Below are 20,695 nucleotides of genomic sequence, written 5' to 3' on the forward strand. Positions count from 1 at the left end.
GTGCTTGCGGAGATCTGCCTACTATGGCCTGACTGTCATCCGCGACATCCGGCGGACGACATCGCGAGGGGGGAAGTTCATGGCGCGTATCGCACGGTGGACGGCACTGGCCGCCGCCGCCCTGCTGGTGGCCGGCTGCAGCGGCTCGTCCGGGAGCGACGGCGGGGACGACAAGAACGACGCCGACGGCAGGCCGCCGGCCGCGGCGCCCTCCTCCGGCACGGTGCCGGGGCTGCCCGCCTCCCTCACCTCGCAGAAGCTCGGCTGGGACGACTGCAAGGCCACCGAGACCGGTCCCGCGCCGGGCGGGGAGTGGCGGTGCGCGACGCTCAAGGTGCCGCTGGACTGGGCGAAGCCGACGGGCGAGACCATCGGACTGGCTCTGATCCGCAGCGAGTCGAGCGGATCCTCGAAGGACCGCATCGGCTCCCTGCTGTTCAACTTCGGCGGTCCCGGCGGCTCGGGCGTCGACTACCTGCCGCCGTACGGGCCGACGTTCTCCAAGCTCCACAAGCGGTACGACCTGGTCAGCTGGGACCCGCGCGGCGTCGCCGCCAGCGAGGGCGTGCGCTGTCGCAGCGACAAGGAGATCCAGGCGGCCGAGTCCGTCGACAGCACACCGGACACGGCGGCCGAGGAGACCACGTTCTTCGAGGACGCCGCGGACTTCGGCAAGGGCTGCGAGAAATCGGCGGGCAAGCTCCTGGGGCACGTCTCGACGACCGACACGGCCCGGGACATGGACCTGATGCGCCATGTCCTCGGTGACGGCAAGATGCACTACTTCGGCATCTCGTACGGCACCGAACTGGGCGGCGTGTACGCCCACCTGTTCCCCAAGAACGTGGGGCGGCTGGTCCTGGACGCGGTCGTCGACCCGAGCGCGGGCACGGTCGGCCACGCGGAGAACCAGGCCAGAGGTTTCCAGCGCGCCCTGGAGGACTACCTCGAATCGACCGGTCGGGACCCGAAGGAGGGGTCGCGGGAGATCGCGGCGCTGCTGAAGCGGATCGACTCCAAACCGCTGCCGACCTCGAGCGGCCGTGACCTCACCCAGCAGTTGGCTCTCACAGGCATCGTCTACCCGCTCTACAGCAAGTCGTCGTGGCCCGCCCTGACCGGCGCGCTGGAAGCCGCCGAGGACGGCGACGGCACGGAACTGCTCGCGCAGGCGGACAGCTACAACGACCGTGACGCTTCCGGCCGTTACGGCACGACCACCCATTCACAACGGGTCATATCGTGCTTGGACGACAAGGAGCGGCCGACGCCCGAGGAGGCGAAGGGACGGCTGGCCGAGTTCCGGAGGATCTCGCCCGTGTTCGGCGATTCGATGGGCTGGGACACGGCCGGCTGGTGCCACGACTGGCCGGTGGCCGGACAGTACGGGACGCCGGAGGTGAGCGCGCCGGGCGCGGAGCCCGTCCTGGTCGTGGGCAACACCGGCGACCCGGCGACGCCGTACGAGGGTGCGCGCAAGATGGCGGACGAGCTGGGCAAGGGCGTCGGTGTGCAGCTCACCTGGAAGGGCGAGGGACACGGGGCGTACGGGAGCGGGAGCGACTGCGTCGACAGCACGGTGGACGACTACCTGCTGGACGGGTCGGTCCCGAAGGACGGCAAGGTCTGCGGCTCCTAGCGGCCGCGACCGCCGGGGCGGCCCGCGCGGAAAGGGGCCCGGCACACATGGTGCCGAGCCCCTCCACCGAAGGTCTGCGTCTAGTAGACCGGCTTCTGCGGCTCGATCTGGTGGACCCAGCCGATCACGCCGCCGCCCACGTGCACGGCGTCGGAGAATCCGGCCGACTTGAGGACCGCGAGGACCTCCGCGCTGCGGACACCCGTCTTGCAGTGCAGGACGATCTTCTTGTCCTGCGGGAGGGTCTCCAGGGCGGTGCCCATGAGGAATTCGTTCTTCGGGATCAGCTTCGCGCCGGGGATCGAGACGATCTCGTACTCGTTGATCTCGCGGACGTCGATGATCTCGATGTTCTCGCCGTCGTCGATCCACTCCTTGAGCTGCTTGGGAGTGATCGTCGAGCCGGCGGCCGCCTCCTGGGCCTCCTCGGACACGACGCCGCAGAAGGCCTCGTAGTCGATGAGTTCGGTGACGGTGGGGTTCTCGCCGCAGACCGCGCAGTCCGGGTCCTTGCGGACCTTGACCTGGCGGTACTGCATCTCCAGGGCGTCGTAGATCATCAGGCGGCCGACGAGCGGCTCACCGATGCCCGCGAGGAGCTTGATGGCCTCGTTGACCTGGATGGAGCCGATGGACGCGCACAGCACGCCGAGGACGCCGCCCTCGGCGCAGGAGGGGACCATGCCGGGGGGCGGGGGCTCCGGGTACAGGCAGCGGTAGCAGGGACCGTGCTCGGACCAGAAGACGGAGGCCTGGCCGTCGAAGCGGTAGATGGAGCCCCAGACGTACGGCTTGTTGAGCAGCACGCACGCGTCGTTGACCAGGTAGCGGGTCGCGAAGTTGTCCGTGCCGTCGACGATCAGGTCGTACTGGCTGAAGATCTCCATCACGTTCTCGGCCTCGAGCCGCTCTTCGTGAAGGACCACGTTCACATAGGGGTTGATGCCGACCACGCTGTCGCGCGCCGACTCGGCCTTGGAACGGCCGATGTCCGCCTGACTGTGGATGATCTGGCGCTGCAGGTTGGACTCGTCGACCTCGTCGAACTCCACGATGCCGAGCGTGCCCACGCCTGCGGCGGCCAGGTACATCAGCGCCGGCGAACCCAGGCCGCCGGCGCCCACACAGAGCACCTTGGCGTTCTTCAGCCGCTTCTGCCCGTCCATGCCCACGTCGGGGATGATCAGGTGGCGGGAGTACCTGCGGACCTCGTCTACGGTGAGCTCAGCAGCTGGCTCGACCAGGGGTGGCAGCGACACGGGGACTCCGTTGGTCGGTCGATCACTACGATTGTTCTCCCCGTAACACTGCCACGCCCTTCTTCATTCCGAGACACCCGTTCCGATGCGCGAGACGATTTCGTCCCAGTAGCCGGGCAGGCTCTCCCAGGGGTCGGCCGTGCCCCCTCGATCGGTGCGGTCGGTGAAGTAGATCGTCGAGGCTCCCTGCCAGCGCGCGATGCGCAGGGCCTCGTCGAGATGCCCCCTCGGCATGCCGTGCACGAAGTGACAGAAGCGCTCGGGCGGATACTCGGCGGTCCACTCCGCCACCTGCGACCAGCGGTAGTCGCTCCAGGGTCCGGAGAAGGTCACCAACTGGTCGGCCGCCTCGGCGTAGCCGGGATGCGGATGGGTGCCGTGGCCGAGGACGACGTGAGCGTCGCCGAGGAGTCCCCTCAGGGTGCCGACCGTGCGCCGGACCTCCGGGAGGGCTGTCCGCTCCGCGGGACAGCGGTCCAGGAGGAAGCCGTCGACCTGGTACCAGTCGAGGTAGCGGTGCGCGTCGGAGACGAGTTCACCGAAGGAGCGTGCGCCGTACGTCACGTCCAGATGGCCGAGGACGCGGGTGCCCGCGTTGCGCAGGCGTCCGGCGGCTTCCAGGCAGTGCGGATCGGGGCGGGCGCCGGGTCCGCCGGAGACGTTCAGGACGACCCAGTGCAAAGGGGTTCCGCGGCGGGTGAGCGCGCCCCATTCGGTGGGGGCGACCAGGGGGTGCGCATAGCCGGGGACACCGAAGCCGATCCGCAGGTCCGTGCCGGCGGCGCCGGTCGCGGTGCTGGTCAGATACGACATGCGGCCTCCATCCAGATGTCGGCGAGGGATTCCTCGAGGTTGATCCGGGGCCGCCAGCCGAGCCGGTCGCGTGCGGTGCGCACGTCGGCCTGCTGCCAGCTGCCGCAGCCGTCCGGGTAGGGGTACGCGGCCGGGGCCATGTGCTCCGCTTCGGAGCGGGGGTGGCCGATGGACGGCCTGACAGGGCCGGGAGGCCCGTCGAGTTCGTGAAGGGCGCCGGCGTATCCGGCGACCCGCGCGAGGACCGAGGCGGCGTCGCGCAGGCGTACCGCGCGACCGGATCCGATGTTGATGACGCCCTGTGCGGCGGAGAGGGAGGCGGCATGGACGGCACGGGCGACGTCGCGTACGTCGATGAAGTCGCGCTGGACGCCGAGGCCGGTGAGTTTGAGTTCGCCGTCACCGGACTGCATGGCGCGGCGCATCGCTTCGGCGAGGCGTCCGAGGGGCGAGCCCGCCGGGGTGCCGGGTCCGCAGGGCGAGAACACCCGCAGGACGACGGCGTCCAGGCCGGATCCGAGGACCAGTTCGGTGGCGGCGAGCTTGCTGACGCCGTAGGGGCCGCCGGGGCGGGGCACCGCGTCCTCGGCCGTGGAGGAACCGGGCTGGCTGGGGCCGTACTCCGCGCCGCAGCCGATCTGCACGAGGCGTGCCCCGCAACCGCTGCGGCGCAGGGCCTCGCAGACGGTGGCGACGGCGACGGTGTTGTGCCGGGTGAGTTCGCGGGCGCCGCCACGGGTGGCGCCCGCGCAGTTGACGACGACCCCGGGGTGCACCGCGTCCAGGAAGCGGGTGAGCGCTCCCGGGCTGCCGCTCGCGAGGTCGAAGCGCACGTCCGCGTCGTCGCCCCGGCCGAGTGCGGTGAGCTGCACGGCCGGGTCGGCGAGGAGTCGGTCGGCGACGAACCGGCCCAGGTATCCGTTGGCTCCGATCAGCAGCACCCTCATCGGGCGGCTCCCGGGGCGGACTCTCCGATGCGGAGGGTGATCATCTGGTGTTCTCCTTCAGGGTGTTGCCATGGGGCGTTCGGAAGGCCCGCGGTGTCGGCCCCGCGGGAAGGGGTGCGCTCGGCCGGAAGGCCGAGAGTCGGTGGGGGTTCACGGCGCGTCGCCGCGTACCGCGTGGGCCGAGGCCCGGGTGAGGGTCCTGCTCGCGTGGAGCAGCAGGACGAGCGCCGCGGCTCCGCACACGAGAGCCGGGACCGCGCCCGCCCCCCAGGCGTCGGTCACGGTCCCGACCGGCACGGCCAGCGCCTCGCAGCCGGGCAGTCGGCCCGCGAAGACGCTCAGCGCTGCCAGCGCCTCGCCCACACCCGCGAGCGCGAGGACGACGGCGGGGGCGTGGGTGAATCCGTGCACGGTGAGGAGCCGGGCGAGCAGGAGGAGCGCGCCGAGGGCGCCTGCTCCGGCGTAGGCGGCGGGCTCGTGCAGTGCTGCCCCGCTCAGGGCGAGCAGGCCGCCGAGGGCGCAGAGGAACAGCCCGAACACGCCCAGGAGCAGGGGCCGCGCGGAGGCGGCGAAATCGTCCAGGGCGCGGCTGGTGGCGAGTCGGCGCCGGGCGCGTACGGCGAAGAGGTGTGCGCACCAGGCCGCGGGGGCGCAGGCGGCGGTGAGGGCCAGGACGGACGCGAGGGCGATCGGCCAGGGGCTGTCGGGGCCGCCGGTGGGCGGTCCGTCGGGGCCGCCCGCCAGGCCCGTGGTGAGCATGCCGTCGCCGAGGAGGGCGTAGGCGAGGAGCCAGCAGGTCCACGCGCGGGTGGACGGCGTCGGGGACCAGGCCGGGACGGCGTGCAGGGGGCCGCGGCCGAGGGCCGCGCGCAGGCCGAGGGCCACCGCGAGTACGCCCACGACGGTCACCGCGAGGCGCGGCCGTCCCTCGGTGTACCGCAGGCCGGCCACGGCTGCCGCGCAGAGGGCGCCGGGCAGCAGGGCGAGTACGGCCCAGTCGGCACGGGCCCTCGGGGCGCCGGGTGTCTCGGCCGTAGGTGCCGTGTCGCCGGCGCGGGGCACGCGTGCGTACATCTCCTCGGCGAGCGAGAAGACGTCCCGGTGCCGGAAGCGCGTGGCGGTCCGGTCGGTCACGCCGTGCGCCTCCAGGCCCGCGGCGATCTCCAGGGGGTCCACCGCGCGCTCGCACAGTTCCCGGTGACGGTGCATCAGGGCCTTCACCGGGTCGGCGGCACCGCGACGGTCGGCAATATCACGACGGTCGGCGGGCATCCGGTCGGCGGGCATCCGGTCGGCAGGCATGTGGTCGGCGGGCATGTGGTCGGCGGGAGCTTGCGGCGCACAGGCGGTGAGCTCCCGGTCGACGGGACCGCGATCCGTGGGGCCACCGTCAGGAGCGGCGGTCTCCCGTACGGCGGGGGAAGCCGGCCGTACGGTGGCGGAGGTCTCCTCCGTGACCGTCACGGCGTCCCACCTGAGCCGGGTGGCCGCCGTCGCCGACGGCTCGGGCCGCGCCTGCGGCACCTGGGCCGCGACGGGCCGGTCCAATCGGTCCGGCCGGTCCGGCGGCTCCGCTCGGGCGTCCGCGACGCGCGACTGGCCCAACTGCACGTCCACCACCCGCGTCTCGCCCGGCTGGACGTCGACCACCCTGGTCTCCCCGACCTCGGCGGCCGTGTCCCGCTGGTCCTCGGCGTCACCCGCCCGGCCGGCGTCCTCGAACCGTCGTCGGCTCACCACGGCCCCTCCCCCGCGCGCACCGGTTCGTCCGGGACGGCCGAGGTGGAAGGGGTGAAGGAGGCGGCGGACGCGGCCGTGGCGGAGCCCGGGGCGCGTCCCCATGGGACGCCTCGTACCGGTGGTCCCGCCGCCCATCCCGGTCCTGGTCTTCCGGCCACCGGACGCGTTCCGGACCCCGTCCACCGGCCCGGCACGTGCGCCTCGGCGGGTGTGGCGAACGGAAGGGGATCACCTGACGCGCCGACCACGACCCGCCGGACCGGACAGCGCGAGACGATCTCGAGGTAAATGCCGTGAAATGCCATGATGTTCTGTTCGACGGTGAACAGCTCGAGCGCCCGGGCGCGGGCCGCGGCGCCCAGCCGCGAGCGGCGGCGCGGGTCGCGCAGGAGGGTGACGCACGCCTCGGCCAGCGCGCGCGGATCACCTGGCGGGACCACGAGTCCCGTACCGCCGATGACCTCGACGACCGCGCCGACGTCCGTGGAGACCGTGGCGCGGCCGGAGAACATCGCTTCGACCAGGCTGATCGGAAAGCCCTCGACGGCACTGGACAGGACGACGAGGGCGCCCGACGCGTAGGCCTCCGCAAGGGTGGGCACCTCCGGTCCGCCGATCTCCTCGAAGGAGACGGGGTTGTCGCCGACCGCGTGCACGCCACCGCCCTCGTCGGGGAAGAGCTCTGCGGCCAGCGCCCTGCAGTGCGCCAGGTACGTGGCGCCCTCCGGCCCGTCCGCGGGCGCGCCGACGATGCGCAGCCGCGTCTTCGGCTCCTCCTTGCGGATCTCCGCGAAGGCGTGCAGCAGCGAGGTCAGGTCCTTGGCGGGTTCGATGCGCCCGACCCACACCAGGGTGTCCGGGTCGGCGCACTCGGCGCCTTCGCCCACCTCCGGGAAGCGGGACGCCTCCATGCCGGGATAGACGGTACGGATCCTGGCCCGGTCGGCTCCGCAGCGCTCCTGCCAGCGGCGGGCGTGGGTGTTGCCGGGCGTGATGACCTCGGCCCGCCGGTACGCCTCCGCGGCCAGTCTGCCGTGGAACGCCGCGAGCAGGGCGCGCGCCGGAGCCGACGCCGTACGCCCCTCCATGTCCTCGTGCGAGCCCAGGTAGTGCGCCCGCAGTTGCACCCCGTACTCCGTGACCAACAGGGGGACGTCCGAGAAGTGATGGGCGAGCAGTCCCGGCAGGGCGGCCGCTCCGCCGGACGTGGCGTGGCACAGGTCGACCGAGCCGAGCCCGTCGTCCGCGTACCAGTCGAGGGAGAGGGGGCGAAGCGTGCGCTCCACCTGGGCGACGACGGTGAGCAGGTCGGACACGCGTGCGGTGCGCGCGGCACGCAGTGCGCCGGGCGCCCGGCAGGCGCGTTCGAGGGCGCGCACGGCGGTCTCGGAGCGCAGGGCGCCGACCAGGCCGCCCTCGTCGCGGGCCAGTTCGGCGAGCCCGTAGAGCGCGTCGCCGAAACGGTCCGCCGCGCCTGCGGGGGCGTTCCCGGCCCCCCGCCCGGCTTCGGCGGATCCCACAGGACCCTTGCCGGAGCCGGAGCCAGGGCCGGAACCGGAACCGGAACCGTGCTCGACGGCGCCACCGAGCGTGTCGCCCGCGCATATGGCGGCGGTCAGTTCCCCGTAGCAGTCGGCGAACCGGCGGCGCGCCCGTCGCCCGTATCCGACGCCGTCGTCCTCCGCCGTCCAGAGCGGGGCGGTGCGCACGCGGCTGACCTGGGAGGGGAGCTGGATCCAGCCCTCGTCCTCCTGCTGCTGGCTGCGACTCAGGGCGTAGATGTCGAACTCGTGCTGCCCGAGCCCGCGTACGAGCCGGTCGCACCAGAGCCTCGCCTCACCGCTCACATACGGATAGCCACCCTCCGTAAGCAGTCCTATGCGCACGACCGCACTCCCGATCTCCCGTATGGGGAGCCGCCGTTGACTCGGCGGCTCGCAGCGGGACGAACGTATGCGGACATGGCGGTGGTACGACGGACGGTTGTCCGTCGCACCACCAAAAGGGGTGAACGGTCGTAACTTTCCGGTGCGAGTCGCGTTCCGTCGCGCTAAGAGATCAAGCGAACACGTTTCGTCATACCGCGGTCAGTTGTCGGCGGGCGGTCCGGCGGGTCGCGCGACGGGCGGCGGCGACCGCCGGATCGAGCGCGGGGACAGCGGCGAGCAGCTGTTTCGTGTACGGGTCCCGGGGTGACCCGTACACCTCGTCGGCGGGGCCGTACTCGACAATCCGGCCGCGGCGCATCACCGCGACGCTGTCGCTCACCTGGCGTACCACCGCCAGGTCGTGGGCCACGAAGACCAGGGCGAGGCCGAGTTCGCGGCGCAGTTCGTCGAGGAGGGCGACCACCTGGGCCTGGGTGGTGACATCGAGCGCCGAGACCGGCTCGTCGCACACGATGACCCGCGGGTCGGCGGCGAGGGCCCGCGCGATACCCACGCGCTGGCGCTGACCGCCGCTGAACTCGTGCGGATAGCGGTCGTAGTGCGCCCCTTCGAGCCCCACCCGCTCCAGCAGTTCCCGTACGCGCCCTCGGATGTGCGCTTCGTCCCTGCCGCGTTCCCGGCCGGGCCCGGGCGGAGCCGCTCCCCTGCCGCGTGCGCGTGCCCGCAGGGGGTCGGCGATCGTCTCGCCCACGCTGCGGCGGGGGTTGAGGGAGGAGACGGGATCCTGGAAGACCATTTGCACGTCGGGGCGGACGCCGCCGCCGGGGACGATCCGCCCCGCCGTCGGTTCCAGCAGGCCGACCAGCATGCGGCCCAGCGTCGTCTTGCCGCTGCCGCTCTCCCCGACGATGCCGAGCGTCTCGCCCCGGCGGACGGTCAGCGACACGTCGTCGACCGCCGCGAACGCGCGCTTCCCGCGGCCGAACTCGCGCCGCAGCCCGATGGCCTCCAGCACGACAGCGCCCGCCGCGCCACCGTCCGGCACGACAGCGTCCGCCGCGCCACCGTCCGGCACGACAACGCCCGCCGGGCCGCCGGACACCGGCCGGGAGGCCGGTCCGGCCCCCGGTCCGGCAGCGCCCGGGGCGGCGCCCGCGGCAGCACCGGGGGCTGCCGCACCGGCACCCGGCACCGCGGCGCGGCGCGGCGCGCCCACCCGCGGTACCGCCGCCAGCAGTGCGCGCGTGTAGGGGGCCGTCGGCTCCCCCAGGACCCGGGCGACAGGGCCGTGTTCGACCGTGCGGCCGTGCCGCATGACCAGGATGTCGTCGGCGCTCTCCGCGGCGACGCCCACGTCGTGGGTGACGAGGAGGAGGCCCATGCCCGTTTCCTCGCGGAGCGTGTACAGCAGGTCGAGGATCTGGGCCTGGACGGTGACGTCCAGCGCGGTCGTCGGCTCGTCGGCGATCAGCAGGTCCGGCTCGCAGGCCAGCGCCATCGCGATCAGGGCGCGCTGGCGCATCCCGCCGCTGAACTCGTGCGGACGGGAGCGGGACCGCAGCCCCGCGTCCGCGATGCCCACCCGGTCCAGGACCTCCACGGCACGCGCGCGTGCCGCCCGCCGGGACGCCCGCGTGTGCACGCGGTACACCTCGGCGATCTGGTCCCCGATCGCGTAGTACGGGTCGAGCGACGACAGCGGGTCCTGGAAGACCATCGCGGCCCGCGCCCCGCGCAGCCGCCGCAGTTCGTCCTCCGACGCCCGCTGTACGTCGACTCCGGCGACCTCCACCGAGCCGCCGACGCGCGCTCCCGTACCGCGGTGCAGCCCGAGCAGGGCCGAGGCGACCGTGGACTTGCCCGAGCCGGACTCCCCGACCAGGGCGAGCGCGGCACCCCTCTCCAGGCTGAAGGACAACCCGTCCACGGCTCGCAGTCCGCCGAACCCGACGGTGAGATCGGTTACTTCGACCAGGCTCATGCCAGCACCACCCGTCGGTCGGCCACCGCGTACAGCACGTCCGCGACGGCGTTGGCGATGACGACGAAGAATCCGATGGCCAGGACCGTCCCGACCACCACGGGAAGGTCGACGACGTCGACGGCGTGGACCAGTTCCCTTCCGATGCCGGGCAGGCCGAAGAGCGTCTCGGTGAGCACCGCTCCGCCGATGGCCGACCCGACGTTGTTGGCGTTCAGCGCGATGACCGGCGCGAACGCCCCGCGCAGCGCGTGCCGCCCGATGACCGAGCGTTCACCGACGCCGTACGCCCGGAAGGTGCGGATGTGGTCCTCCGCCAGCGTCTCCAGCATCGACGCCCTGGTCAGCCGGGCGAACGCGGCGGCCTCGATGAGGGCCAGGGAGAGCCACGGCAGCAGCAGGTTCCACGCCCACTGTTCGGGGTCGTCGGTGAATTTCACGTACTGCGGGAAAGGCAGCAGTTCCAGTTCGCCGCAGACGACGATCATCAGGACGAGACCGATGACGAAGACGGGCGTGGCCACGCCCACGAGCGTGATGCCGGTCAGCACCCGCTCGGTGAGCCGGCCGCGCCGCCACGCCGAGAGCACGCCGGTGCCGACACCGAGGACCAGCCACATCACCATCGCGCCGAACACGAGCGACAGGCTGACCGGCAGTTTCGTCAGGATCAGCTCGGTGACCTGCTGGTCGCTCTGGTACGACAGCCCGAGGCAGGGCGCCGGGCAGTGCTGCACGGAGGTGCCGGTCGAGTAGTCCTGACCGGCGACGATCCCCTGCAGGAAGTGCCAGTAGCGCATGTACAGCGGGTCCCCGAGGTGCAGTTGGCCGGCCACCTGCTGGACCTGGGCGGGCGAGCAGCGCGGGCCGCAGGTGATCTGGGCGACGTTGCCGGGGGTGACGTAGAAGACGATGTAGATGATCACCGAGATGGCGAACAGCGTAACCAGCGTGCCGACGGACCGGCGCAGGACGAACCCCACGAAACCGTTCACGACGCGCCACCCCGCTCCGACCCGTCGGACTTGACCGACTCACCGGACTCACCGGACCCGTCGGACCCGCCGGACCCACCGGGGCTGCCGGGGCTGCCGGACCCGTCGGACCCGCCCCCGGCCGTCCGGGTCGCCCCGACCGCCGCGTCCGCCTTCGCCTCCCGCCGCCGTCCCGTGCCCACCCGCAGCCGTGAGGCCGCCCGTGGGTCGAGCGCCGTGCGCACCCCGTCGCCGAGGACGGTCAGCGCGAGCACGGTCACGAAGAGCGTGCCCGCCGGCAGCAGGAGGTACTGCGGTGCCGCCTGGTACCAGACGTCGGCGGCGGTGAGCATCTGTCCCCACGACGGGGTCGGCGGCTTCACGCCGACACCCAGGAAGGACAGGGCGGCCTCGACGCCGATGTTCTGCGGGATGAGGATCGCGGCGTACGTGATCACGGGCGCGGCGAGTCCCGGCAGCAGCTCGCGGCGGGCGATCCGCCAGGAGCCCCAGCCGCTGAGCCGCGCGGCGGAGACGTGGTCGAGCCCTTTGAGGGTGAGCGTCTGCGCGCGCACGATCTTCGCGATGTTGCCCCAGGCGATCAGGCCGATGACGAGGGCGACCAGCACGGGCCGCGGGAAACCCGACGGCACGATCGCGAGCAGCGCCAGCGACATGACCATCAGCGGCAGGGCGACGATGATGTCGGTGAACCGGCTCAGCAGCTGGTCGATCCAGCGGGTCCCGAGCGCGGCCGCGATCCCCACGACCACGCCGATGACGATCTGCACGACGGTCGCCGCCAGCGCGACCCCCAGCGAGACCCGGGCCCCGTACACCAGCCGTGCGAACAGGTCCCGGCCGGTCTGCGGTTCGACGCCGAGCCAGTGCTCGCCGCCGATGCCGCCGAACGCTCCGACGGGCACACCGCCGCGCGCGGAGTCGATCAGCTCCGGGTGGTACGTGGTGGGGTCCTGGCCCTCGACCGCGGTGAGGAGCGGCGCGGCGAGCGCGACCAGGACGAGGGCGCCGACGACGGCCGCCGCGACGAGGGCGGCACGCTGCGCGCGCAGCCGCCGCCAGAACTGACGGGCCCCCGAGGCCCCCGGGAGGACGGTCAGGTCCGTCCCGGGGGCCTGGGAGGCGAGGAGTACGTCGCTCACGGCGCTACTTCACCGCGACCTGCGAGATGTCCAGCACCCCGGTCCAGTCGCTGATCACGATGTTCTTGACGTCCTTGCCGTACAGCCGCTTGTAGACCGGGTGGAACAGCGGCACGGTCAGCGCCCGCTCGCCGATCTTCTTGTCGAGCGCGCCCCAGCGGGTGGCGGCCTCGTCGAGGTCGGTCAGCTTGTTGATGGCGTCGATCTCGGCGTTGACGGACTTGTCGTCGAGGAAGCCGGTGTTGAAGTTGGCGCCGTTCTCGACGATCTGCCGGCCGTCGAAGATCGGGGCCAGGAAGGGGCCGCCCGAGGGCCAGTCGGCACCCCAGTGCGCGAGGAAGAAGCCGGGCTCGGTCTTCGCGTTGTGGATCTTGTCCTTGTAGTCGTTGTCCTCCAGGCCCTGGAGCTTGACGGTGATGCCCGCCTTCTTGAGGGCGTCCTGGATGGAGGTGGCTATCTCGGGGCTGGTCTCGAAGTCCTTGGCGTTGGAGTGGGTGAGCGTGACCGTCAGGCCCTTCGCGTGCCCTGCCTCCTTCAGCAGCTCCTCGGCCTTGGCCGCGTTGCCCGAGCTGCCCGCCGGGAAGTGGTCGTACGCCGTGTGGCCGAAGGACTTCTGGTCCGGCAGGTACGTGGTCGCGGCCTCGGCCAGCGAGGACCCGCCCGCCGCGTTGATCACGGACGAGCGGTCGACGGCGTACGAGATCGCCTGGCGCACCTTCGGGTCGTCGAACGGCTTCACCTTCGGGTTGAAGGCGATGTAGTTCGTGTAGCCGAAGTGCCCGGTGCCGACCCGTTCGGCGAGTTCCTTGTCACCGCTGACCTTGGCGAGTTCGGCCGGTCCGAGGTTCGTGTCGGTGGTCACGGCCGCGGCGTCGGCGCCCTGCGAGGAGGAGAGCCGCTGGTTGATGACGGACGGGTCGAGCCCGGACCGTACGTCGATCCTGTCGGGGTAGGCCTTGCGCTCGGCGTCCGTCGTCGCGGACCAGTGCGTGTTGCGCTCCAGGACCAGCCGCTCGCCGTCGTTCTCGTTCGAGACGACCTTGTACGGGCCGGACGAGACCGGGTGCTCCTCGTACTTCGTGCCCTTGTCCTTGGCCTTGGGAACGGGCGCGAACTGTGTCTGCGTGGCGAGGTAGGGGAACTCGCCCTCGGGCTTGTTCAGGCGGAAGACGATGGTCCGCTCGTCGGGCGTCTCGATCGAGTCGAGGCCCTTCCCGTCCTTGTAGGGCCCCTGGTAGTCGGCCCCGCCGATCAGCCAGTCCCGCAGGTAGGGCGCACCGCCGGAGAGTTCGGCCGCGAACGACCGCTCGATGCCGTACTTGATGTCGGCCGAGGTGATCGCGGTGCCGTCCTCGTACGTGAGGCCCTTCTTCAGGGTGTACGTCCACACGGTCGCGTTCCTGCTCGGCCTGCCGGTGTCGGTGGCCAGGTCGGGCACGACCTTCGCGCCCTCGGCCCCGTCCTCGCGGTTGCGCGTGGTGAGGGTGCGGAAGACGAGGGACGGGACGTTGCCGCCGCCCGAGGTGTAGAGCCGGGCGGGGTCGAAGTCCTGCTGCGGGTCGGAGTTCAGGACCGTGAGGGTGCCGCCCTTGGCCGGCTTGGCGTCCGCGCTGCCGGACGTGGCCTTGGCATCGTTGTCCTCCGGTCCGCAGGCGACCGCACCCGCTGCCACGGCGAGGCTGACGGATACGGCGGCCAGACGGCGCGCTGTGACGGACGAGTGACGCAGCATGGGAGGAAACCCCTCGGAGAATTCGGCGAACACCGCGTGGGAAAAGGACGCGGTGGCGGAAGGAATCGCGGAAATCGCCCCGAGGACACGAGGGCACGCTGGAAAACGCCCGGCACCGTCATTTCGGTGCCGATGGAAAGCGGGTGAACGCCGACGCGCGCCTGGGGCGGAGGTCAGCGACAGTGAATGTCGGCCACGCAGAGTGCGGTCACACCGAAGAGCGCCAGCTCAAGAGCGGCGCGCGCGGGGATGTGACGAGACGACATGCCAGAAAATATGAAGGAACTTTTCCCGGCTGTCAACGTGGGCCGTCCACCCCTCGGCGATTCCCCCCGCCACCGCGCGCCCGCCGCTCCGGCCGCCCCCCGCCGCTCCCGCTCAACTCGACGGGAAGGGCCAGGGGTTGGGCCGACAGCTGATCCCGTCGTGGTCGAGGAACTTGGTCTGCTGCTGCATGACGGGGGCGAGCCCGCCGTCGACACTGCAGCTGACGTGCCCGTATCCGAGCCGGTGTCCCACCTCGTGGTTGATCAGCATCTGACGGTACGCGTACATCTTGTCGCCGTACGTCTCGGAACCCTGGGCCCAGCGGTACGCGTTGATCATCACGCGGTCGGTGGCGGCCGAGTCGCAGGAGACGTTGTCCTGGGTGGTGTCGAGACCGGACTTGGCGCACCAGAACGCGGTGGTGCCGGGACTGGCCAGCGTAATGACGAAATCGGGCTTTCCGGAGGAGACCCGCTCGAAAGTGCGGCCGCCGCCGTGGGCCCAGCTGCGCTTGTCGTTCAGGGTTTTCTGCACGGCCTGCGCGAAGAGCCCGCCGTCGAGGCCGAGGGCTTTCTCGACATCGACGCGATAGGTGTATTTCTGCCCTTTTCCCGGGGCCTTGTCGAGACCGGGGACCGCCTCGAATTTCCCGCCGCCCTTGAGTCCGGCCGCGAGGGGATACTTCGCCGCCATCTGCTGGGCGTAGGACAGCGTCGCGACGCCGGGCCGTACGGAGGGCGCGGGGCGCTTGTCGGTGCGCGACGCGTAGTCGTCTGCCCCCCGGCCGGCGCCGGTCGCCGCCGGTCGCGCGGTGTCGTCCGTGTCTCCGTCGGCGACCTGACCCGCCACGACGACGGCCAGCACGGTGGTGACGGCGGCCGCCGCGATGCCGGTGAAGGCCCGGCCCTTGCCGCCCCCGGTCCGATCCGGCGCCGTCTTGGTCGTTCCCGGCTTCCGGGGCGGCGCCTTGTGCTCGACCTCGTCGTCCCGGTCGACGACGGGGGCGGAGCGGAGCACGGAGCTGTCGCCGTCCGTACCGAAGGCGTCGACGTAGGCCTGGCGGGGGCCGCCGGCCCCGGCCGCGTCCGACGCGTACCGCCGGCCCGGGGCCGAGGCTCCGGAACGGCCCCGGGACCCACCCGGGCCCTGCGCCGGTGCCGGGCCTCGCGGGGCGCCCGCCGGCCGCCCCTGCGCGGACCCTTGCGGCGCCCCCTGCGGGGACGTCCGCGGCGCTCCGTACCCGGCATCGGCCCTCGTCCCGCCCCAGCCGCCGCCGGCCTCCCGCTGCTCGGGGTGCCCACCGCGGACACGGGGCGGGCCCTGCGCGGGGGTGCCGTCAGCAGGACGCGGCGCGCCCTGGGCCGAGGCGGCGTCGGGCAGCCGGGGAAAACCATGGGCCGGGGTGCCGTCGGGCAGCCGGGGGAATCCGTGGGCCGGGGTGCCGTCCGGCAGCTGCGGGAATCCGTGGGCGGGCGTCCCGTCCGGCAGGCTCGGAAACGGGTCCGAGGGCCGGTCGGCGTGTTCACCCCGGTACCGGCCCGGGTGCCGACCCGGATCCTGGTCCGGGTATTGGTTCGAGTGCTGACCCAGGTGCTGGTTCCCCTGCCGGGCGGCCCCGTCGGCGTACCGGGGAGCGCCGCCCGTGGGCGTCTGCCCGCCAGGACGCGGTACCGCCTGTTCGGGCCGGCCGCCGGATCCCTGCGGCACCCACCCCTCGGGCAGGCGCGGCACCCCGCGGGCGGGCGCCCCACCCGACGGCGGCGGCTGCTGTTGCCCGGCCGGGAGCTGTCCCGCGGAGGCCCGCCGCCGCCCCGCCGCCGCGCCGGTGGTTCCCGTCCCCGTTCCCGTCCCTGTCCCCGTCCCTGTTCCCGTCTCCGACCGGGCGGCCGGCACCACGGGTGGGTCGACGGTGCCGCCCTTGGGGGCGGGCCCGCGTCGGCTGTGACGTCCCACGTCCCGCTTCAGCTCCTCGCGCCGTTAGCGCCGGCGTCGGTCAACTCACCTGTGTCCGCGAGGAGTTCGCGGAAGGCCGTGGCCAGTGTCTCCGGGTACTCCATCATCACCACATGGCCCGCGTCAGGCAACGTCAGCAACCGGGACTGCCGGAAAGCACGCGCCGCACGCTGAGCCATACGATACGAGACGAGCTGGTCGCGGCCCCCGTAGACGAGCAGGGTCGGCGCGAGCACCCGCTCGGCCTGGCGCCACAGTCCGTGCTGGCCGCCCAGGGTGTACGCGTCCACTATGCCGCGTGCCGAGCGTGCCATCGCATCCCAGAAGTACGGAAGGGCGAGCCGCCGTTCCATCTCCTCGACCGCGTTGCGGAACCCCTCGGGCGTCACCATGCCGGGGTCCCCGTAACAGAGGGCCATGACGCCCCGCACCCGCTGCTCGGCGGTCCAGTCCTTGGTGAACCTGGTGAACAGGGACGCCACGCCGGGCAGTGCGAGCAGCGCCGTCGGCACCGCGGTGCGCTGCGGCCGCAGTTCCGGGAGCGCGGGCGAGGCCAGCGTGAGCGTGCGGACGAGATCGGGGCGTACCGCGGCGACGCGTGTCGTGACGGCGCCGCCCAGCGAGTTCCCGAAGAGGTGCACGGGGCCGCGCCCGCTCGCGTCGAGGTAGCGGATGACCGCGCGGGCGTGCCCGGTCACCGAGTAGTCGCCGTCGTCCGGCGGCGGCGAGTCGCCGAAGCCCGGCAGATCGAGCGCCTCGCTGTCCACGAGACCGTCGAGGAGCGGCATGAGCGCCGACCAGTTCTGCGAGGAGCCGCCCAGCCCGTGCACGTACAGCGCGGGCGGCAGCCCCTCGCGGGCCGGCGGTCTCGAACGGACCGTCAGCGTGACGCCGGGGAGCCCGACCGAGCGCAGCCTCTCCCCCGCCGCCACCCTGACGGAACTGACCTTCGGCGTGACGGAGGCGGCCAGCACTGAGGGCAGTTCGGTCGAAGACATGCGGCAATGTTACGAGACGATCACGCAGTGGATCGTGTGTTCGCAGTCACAGGCACGGACCGGCGCCACGTCCCCGCGACCGGCGTCCGCACGACGGGTGTTCGCACGACGGGCATTCGCACAGCCGGCGTCCACCGTGCGGGCGGATCGCATGGCGTCCCACTGTCGGCTCTCATACGCTTCGGGAACGTGGGCACTCGTACTCGCGCAGGAACATCTGCGCACACACACGCACACGTAAGAGCACAGCGGTACCGCTCGGGAAGAGGACACATGACTGCCGACCCCACCGACCCCGAGGCACTCGAGGACACGGACGACACCGGCGCGCGCGAGATCGGCGTGGAGGCCCCCGAGGCCGACGCGGCCGAGCAGCACAAGGACCTCGCGCCCCGCCGGGACGACCCGTTGGCCGGCGTGGACCCGGGCAAGGCCAGCGAGGCGGACCTCGTGGAGCAGGCGCGGGTCGTGGAACTCGACGAGGACGACTACCGGTGACCGGGAACCGGGGCGGGCACCGGGTGCCCCACGGGTCCGCCGTGTCCCCCTATGGCGCGGTCTGCGCGGTTCCGGCGGCGTCCGGTCCGTGAAATTCTCCGCTCGCACCGCGCACACCACGGTTACCGAAAAGTACGATGGCCGCGCGGCGCTCACCGCATGTGGACGATTTTGGGAGGCTGCGTGACAGCCATCGAGCAGACAGAGGCAGCACGCCCGCGGGGCACACGCCTGCCGCGCCGTGCCCGACGCAACCAGCTCCTCGGCGCCGCCCAGGAAGTGTTCGTCGCTCAGGGGTACCACTCGGCCGCGATGGACGACATCGCCGAATGCGCGGGCGTCAGCAAGCCGGTTCTCTACCAGCACTTCCCCGGCAAGCTCGACCTCTACCTGGCCCTGCTGGACCAGCACTGCGAGTCACTGCTGTCGGCCGTGCGGACCGCGCTGGCGTCCACCACGGACAACAGCCTGCGCGTACGGGCCACCATGGACGCCTACTTCGCGTACGTGGAGGACGACGGCGGCGCCTTCCGGCTGGTCTTCGAGTCGGATCTGACGAACGAGCCTGCGGTGCGCGAGCGGGTCGACCGGGTGACGTTCCAGTGCGCGGAGGCGATCTGCGAGGTCATCGCGGAGGACACCGGCCTGTCGAAGGCCGAGTCGATGCTGCTCGCCTCGGGCCTGGGCGGACTCGCCCAGGTGGTGGCGCGCTCCTGGCTGCACAGCGACCGCAGCGTGCCGCGCGACCAGGCGGTGCAGCTGCTGACCTCGCTGGCGTGGCGGGGTATCGCGGGATTCCCGCTGCACGGCACCGAGAACCACTGACGGCGGCCGGCCGCCGTTCGCCACGGGCGCCACTTTGTTCCCACGAGGTGTTCGCTCCTGGCGTTCTCGGGCGGAGCGTGCACGTCCCCTCACCGGGCTAATGTGTGCTGCGTACGGCGCGGACGAACGCGCACAGCAGTGACCGTCGGAGGGACATAGCCGTGGAGGTCAAGATCGGCGTGCAGCACGCGCCCCGCGAGATCGTTCTGGAGAGCGGTCAGAGTCCGGAAGAGGTCGAGCGCGCGGTGGCCGATGCCCTGGCGGGCAAGTCGCAGCTGCTCAGCCTCGTGGACGACCACGGCCGCAAGGTCCTGGTACCGGCGGACCGTCTCGCGTACGTGGAGCTCGGCGAGCCGACGACCCGCAAGGTGGGCTTCAGCGCGCTGTAGGGCACAGGAGAGGGGCTCGGCGGCACCGGCCGCCGGGCCTCTTTTCCATGCCCGTTTCCATGTCCTTTTTCATGTCCGTGTTTTCCGTGCCCGTGCGCAGGTACTCCATCCGGGTTGCCGTGCTTCGTCGTACTTCGCCGTACTTCACAGACGGAGCACAACCCGTCCACACAGGAGGGTTGTGTTTCGCAGGTCACGGGTATGACGGCCTACGACCGAAGTGCACACAGCCGTGCGGGAGGGACCACCCAAATGTTCATGGAAGCGCTCGGCTCCGCCGTCCTCGGTCTGGCCCTTGCCTGGGTGGCGCTGAGCCGCCTGCCGCACCGCCTGCCGGCCCGCAGCCTCGTGCTGTCGACGGGCGCCGCGGGCGGCCTCTTCGGGGCGTTCCTGACCCACACGGCGCTGGGCTCCGTGGGCCTCCTGCCGGTACTGCTCGGTGCGATCACGGTGGCGGCCGCCTCGGTCTCCCTGCTCCTGCGCCCCGCGGGAAGACTCCACCGCCACCACTCGGCAGCGGTCTGAGCCCCTGAGTCAGGCGGTCCCGGAAGGCTCAGGCCGCCAGTCCCAGCGCCGCCATCCGCTTGGTGTGCGCCTCGGTGATCCGCGAGAACATCCGCCCCACCTCCGCGAGGTCGAACCCGTCCGCGACGCCGCCGACGAGCATCGTCGACAACGCGTCCCGGTCGGCGACCACCCGCTGGGACTGCGACAGCGCCTCCCCCATCAACCGCCGCGCCCACAGCGCGAGCCGCCCGCCCAGCCGCGGATCCGCGTCGATGGCGGCCCGCACCTTCTCGACGGCGAACGACGCGTGCCCGGTGTCGTCGAGGACGGCCAGCACCAGCTTGCGTGTGTCGGCGTCGAGCCGCGCCGCGACCTCGCGGTAGAAGTCACTGGCGATCGAGTCGCCGACGTACGCCTTGACGAGCCCCTCCAGCCAGTCGGAGGGCGCCGTCTGCTTGTGGAACCCGTCGAGCGCGGCCACGAACGGCTCCATCGCCTGTGTCGGCTCCGCCCCGATCTCGGTCAGCCGGGCCGTGAGCTGGTCGAAGTGGTGGAACTCCGCCGAGGCCATCTTCGCGAGCGCCGCCTTGTCGCCGAGTGTCGGCGCCAGCTTGGCGTCCTCCGCGAGCCGCTCGAACGCGGCCAGTTCCCCGTACGCCAGCGCTCCGATCAGATCCACGACCGCGGCACGGTACTGGGGGTCGACGGAGGCCTTGGCCCAGTCCTGGGCGGCGACTCCGGTGGGTTCGGCGGATGCGTCGGAAGAGTTGGCAGACGTCGTCATGAAGCGCACAATAGCCCGCCCGCCGCACGGCGGAAGGCCCTGGTGAATCAGTGTGACGACGACTACGTGACCAAATCGGCCATCGCATATGCGCGGATCCGGGGTATGGTGGTAATGCGCTCGCTGAGTTGATCCATGTGACTCGACGGGCCGCACGAATGAGGATGCCCGGTCGGTGGCCCGATCGGCTCCGACCCGACAGTCCTCCTCGCCCGTACGGCACAGTCGCGTACGGCATCCGGAGGGACCCTCAGCGGTACGAACGCTCGAGCGTCGGCAGTGGTCCCATGCCACCCGGCCCGCTGGTCAAGAGCGGCCGATGTCCCCGGCACGGTCC

18 protein-coding genes are annotated in these 20,695 nt (G+C 72.1%); 5 read left to right on the plus strand and 13 right to left on the minus strand.

The window, feature by feature from the left end; all coding sequences use genetic code 11:
• Nucleotides 1-79: 79 nt before the first annotated feature.
• Complete coding sequence (locus QFZ75_RS13510) at nt 80-1,639, plus strand: alpha/beta hydrolase (RefSeq protein WP_307536815.1); 1,560 nt, start codon at nt 80-82, stop codon at nt 1,637-1,639.
• Nucleotides 1,640-1,719: 80 nt separating this feature from the next.
• On the opposite strand, the gene moeZ is transcribed toward QFZ75_RS13510, so the two are convergent.
• The 12 genes from moeZ to QFZ75_RS13565 form a co-directional block, all read right to left on the minus strand.
• Nucleotides 1,720-2,898, minus strand: coding sequence for an adenylyltransferase/sulfurtransferase MoeZ (gene moeZ, locus QFZ75_RS13515; RefSeq protein ID WP_307536817.1), 1,179 nt, complete (start codon nt 2,896-2,898; stop codon nt 1,720-1,722).
• A 63-nt stretch (nt 2,899-2,961) separates the two neighbouring features.
• Entirely contained in the window at nt 2,962-3,711 is a 750-nt protein-coding gene (locus QFZ75_RS13520) for a spherulation-specific family 4 protein (RefSeq protein ID WP_307536818.1), read from the minus strand.
• Nucleotides 3,699-4,658, minus strand: coding sequence for an NAD(P)-dependent oxidoreductase (locus tag QFZ75_RS13525; protein ID WP_307536820.1), 960 nt, complete (start codon nt 4,656-4,658; stop codon nt 3,699-3,701). The genes QFZ75_RS13520 and QFZ75_RS13525 overlap by 13 nt, the downstream gene beginning before the upstream one ends.
• Before the next feature lie 150 nt (nt 4,659-4,808).
• Entirely contained in the window at nt 4,809-5,960 is a 1,152-nt protein-coding gene (locus tag QFZ75_RS13530; RefSeq protein WP_373466041.1) for a hypothetical protein, read from the minus strand.
• A 431-nt stretch (nt 5,961-6,391) separates the two neighbouring features.
• Complete coding sequence (locus QFZ75_RS13535; protein WP_373465862.1) at nt 6,392-8,245, minus strand: glycosyltransferase; 1,854 nt, start codon at nt 8,243-8,245, stop codon at nt 6,392-6,394.
• 229 nt (nt 8,246-8,474) lie between these two features.
• Complete coding sequence (locus QFZ75_RS13540) at nt 8,475-10,268, minus strand: ABC transporter ATP-binding protein (protein WP_307536824.1); 1,794 nt, start codon at nt 10,266-10,268, stop codon at nt 8,475-8,477.
• On the minus strand, nt 10,265-11,263 hold the full coding sequence (locus tag QFZ75_RS13545; protein WP_307536826.1) for an ABC transporter permease: 999 nt from the start codon (nt 11,261-11,263) through the stop codon (nt 10,265-10,267). The genes QFZ75_RS13540 and QFZ75_RS13545 overlap by 4 nt, the downstream gene beginning before the upstream one ends.
• Nucleotides 11,260-12,405: an ABC transporter permease gene (locus QFZ75_RS13550; RefSeq protein WP_307536828.1), complete on the minus strand. Its 1,146-nt coding sequence runs from the start codon at nt 12,403-12,405 to the stop codon at nt 11,260-11,262. The genes QFZ75_RS13545 and QFZ75_RS13550 overlap by 4 nt, the downstream gene beginning before the upstream one ends.
• 4 nt (nt 12,406-12,409) lie before the next feature.
• Nucleotides 12,410-14,134, minus strand: coding sequence for an ABC transporter substrate-binding protein (locus QFZ75_RS13555; RefSeq protein ID WP_307544450.1), 1,725 nt, complete (start codon nt 14,132-14,134; stop codon nt 12,410-12,412).
• Nucleotides 14,135-14,310: 176 nt separating this feature from the next.
• A complete protein-coding gene (locus QFZ75_RS41135) occupies nt 14,311-14,403 on the minus strand; it encodes an Ms4533A family Cys-rich leader peptide (RefSeq protein WP_373465863.1) in 93 nt (30 codons plus the stop codon).
• Nucleotides 14,404-14,515: 112 nt separating this feature from the next.
• Nucleotides 14,516-16,357: a DUF3152 domain-containing protein gene (locus QFZ75_RS13560; protein WP_307536830.1), complete on the minus strand. Its 1,842-nt coding sequence runs from the start codon at nt 16,355-16,357 to the stop codon at nt 14,516-14,518.
• Nucleotides 16,358-16,365: 8 nt separating this feature from the next.
• Nucleotides 16,366-17,355: an alpha/beta fold hydrolase gene (locus tag QFZ75_RS13565; protein ID WP_307536832.1), complete on the minus strand. Its 990-nt coding sequence runs from the start codon at nt 17,353-17,355 to the stop codon at nt 16,366-16,368.
• A 273-nt stretch (nt 17,356-17,628) separates the two neighbouring features.
• Between QFZ75_RS13565 and QFZ75_RS13570 the strand changes: the two genes are divergently transcribed.
• The 4 genes from QFZ75_RS13570 to QFZ75_RS13585 all read left to right on the plus strand — a co-directional run bounded on the left by QFZ75_RS13570 (nt 17,629) and on the right by QFZ75_RS13585 (nt 19,592).
• The gene (locus tag QFZ75_RS13570) at nt 17,629-17,853 is read left to right on the plus strand and encodes a hypothetical protein (protein WP_307536834.1); all 225 of its coding nucleotides are present in this window, start codon (nt 17,629-17,631) and stop codon (nt 17,851-17,853) included.
• 183 nt (nt 17,854-18,036) lie between these two features.
• A complete protein-coding gene (locus QFZ75_RS13575) occupies nt 18,037-18,678 on the plus strand; it encodes a TetR/AcrR family transcriptional regulator (protein ID WP_307536836.1) in 642 nt (213 codons plus the stop codon).
• 161 nt (nt 18,679-18,839) lie between these two features.
• Nucleotides 18,840-19,067 (plus strand): DUF3107 domain-containing protein, encoded by a 228-nt coding sequence (locus tag QFZ75_RS13580; RefSeq protein WP_307536838.1) that lies wholly within the window; start codon nt 18,840-18,842, stop codon nt 19,065-19,067.
• A gap of 252 nt (nt 19,068-19,319) precedes the next feature.
• On the plus strand, nt 19,320-19,592 hold the full coding sequence (locus QFZ75_RS13585; protein WP_307536840.1) for a hypothetical protein: 273 nt from the start codon (nt 19,320-19,322) through the stop codon (nt 19,590-19,592).
• 28 nt (nt 19,593-19,620) lie between these two features.
• Here QFZ75_RS13585 and QFZ75_RS13590 read toward each other — a convergent pair whose 3' ends face one another.
• Nucleotides 19,621-20,367: a ferritin-like fold-containing protein gene (locus QFZ75_RS13590; protein ID WP_373465864.1), complete on the minus strand. Its 747-nt coding sequence runs from the start codon at nt 20,365-20,367 to the stop codon at nt 19,621-19,623.
• Nucleotides 20,368-20,695 lie beyond the last annotated feature (328 nt).

It is taken from the genome of Streptomyces sp. V3I8 (genome assembly GCF_030817535.1).
Classification (GTDB): domain Bacteria; phylum Actinomycetota; class Actinomycetes; order Streptomycetales; family Streptomycetaceae; genus Streptomyces.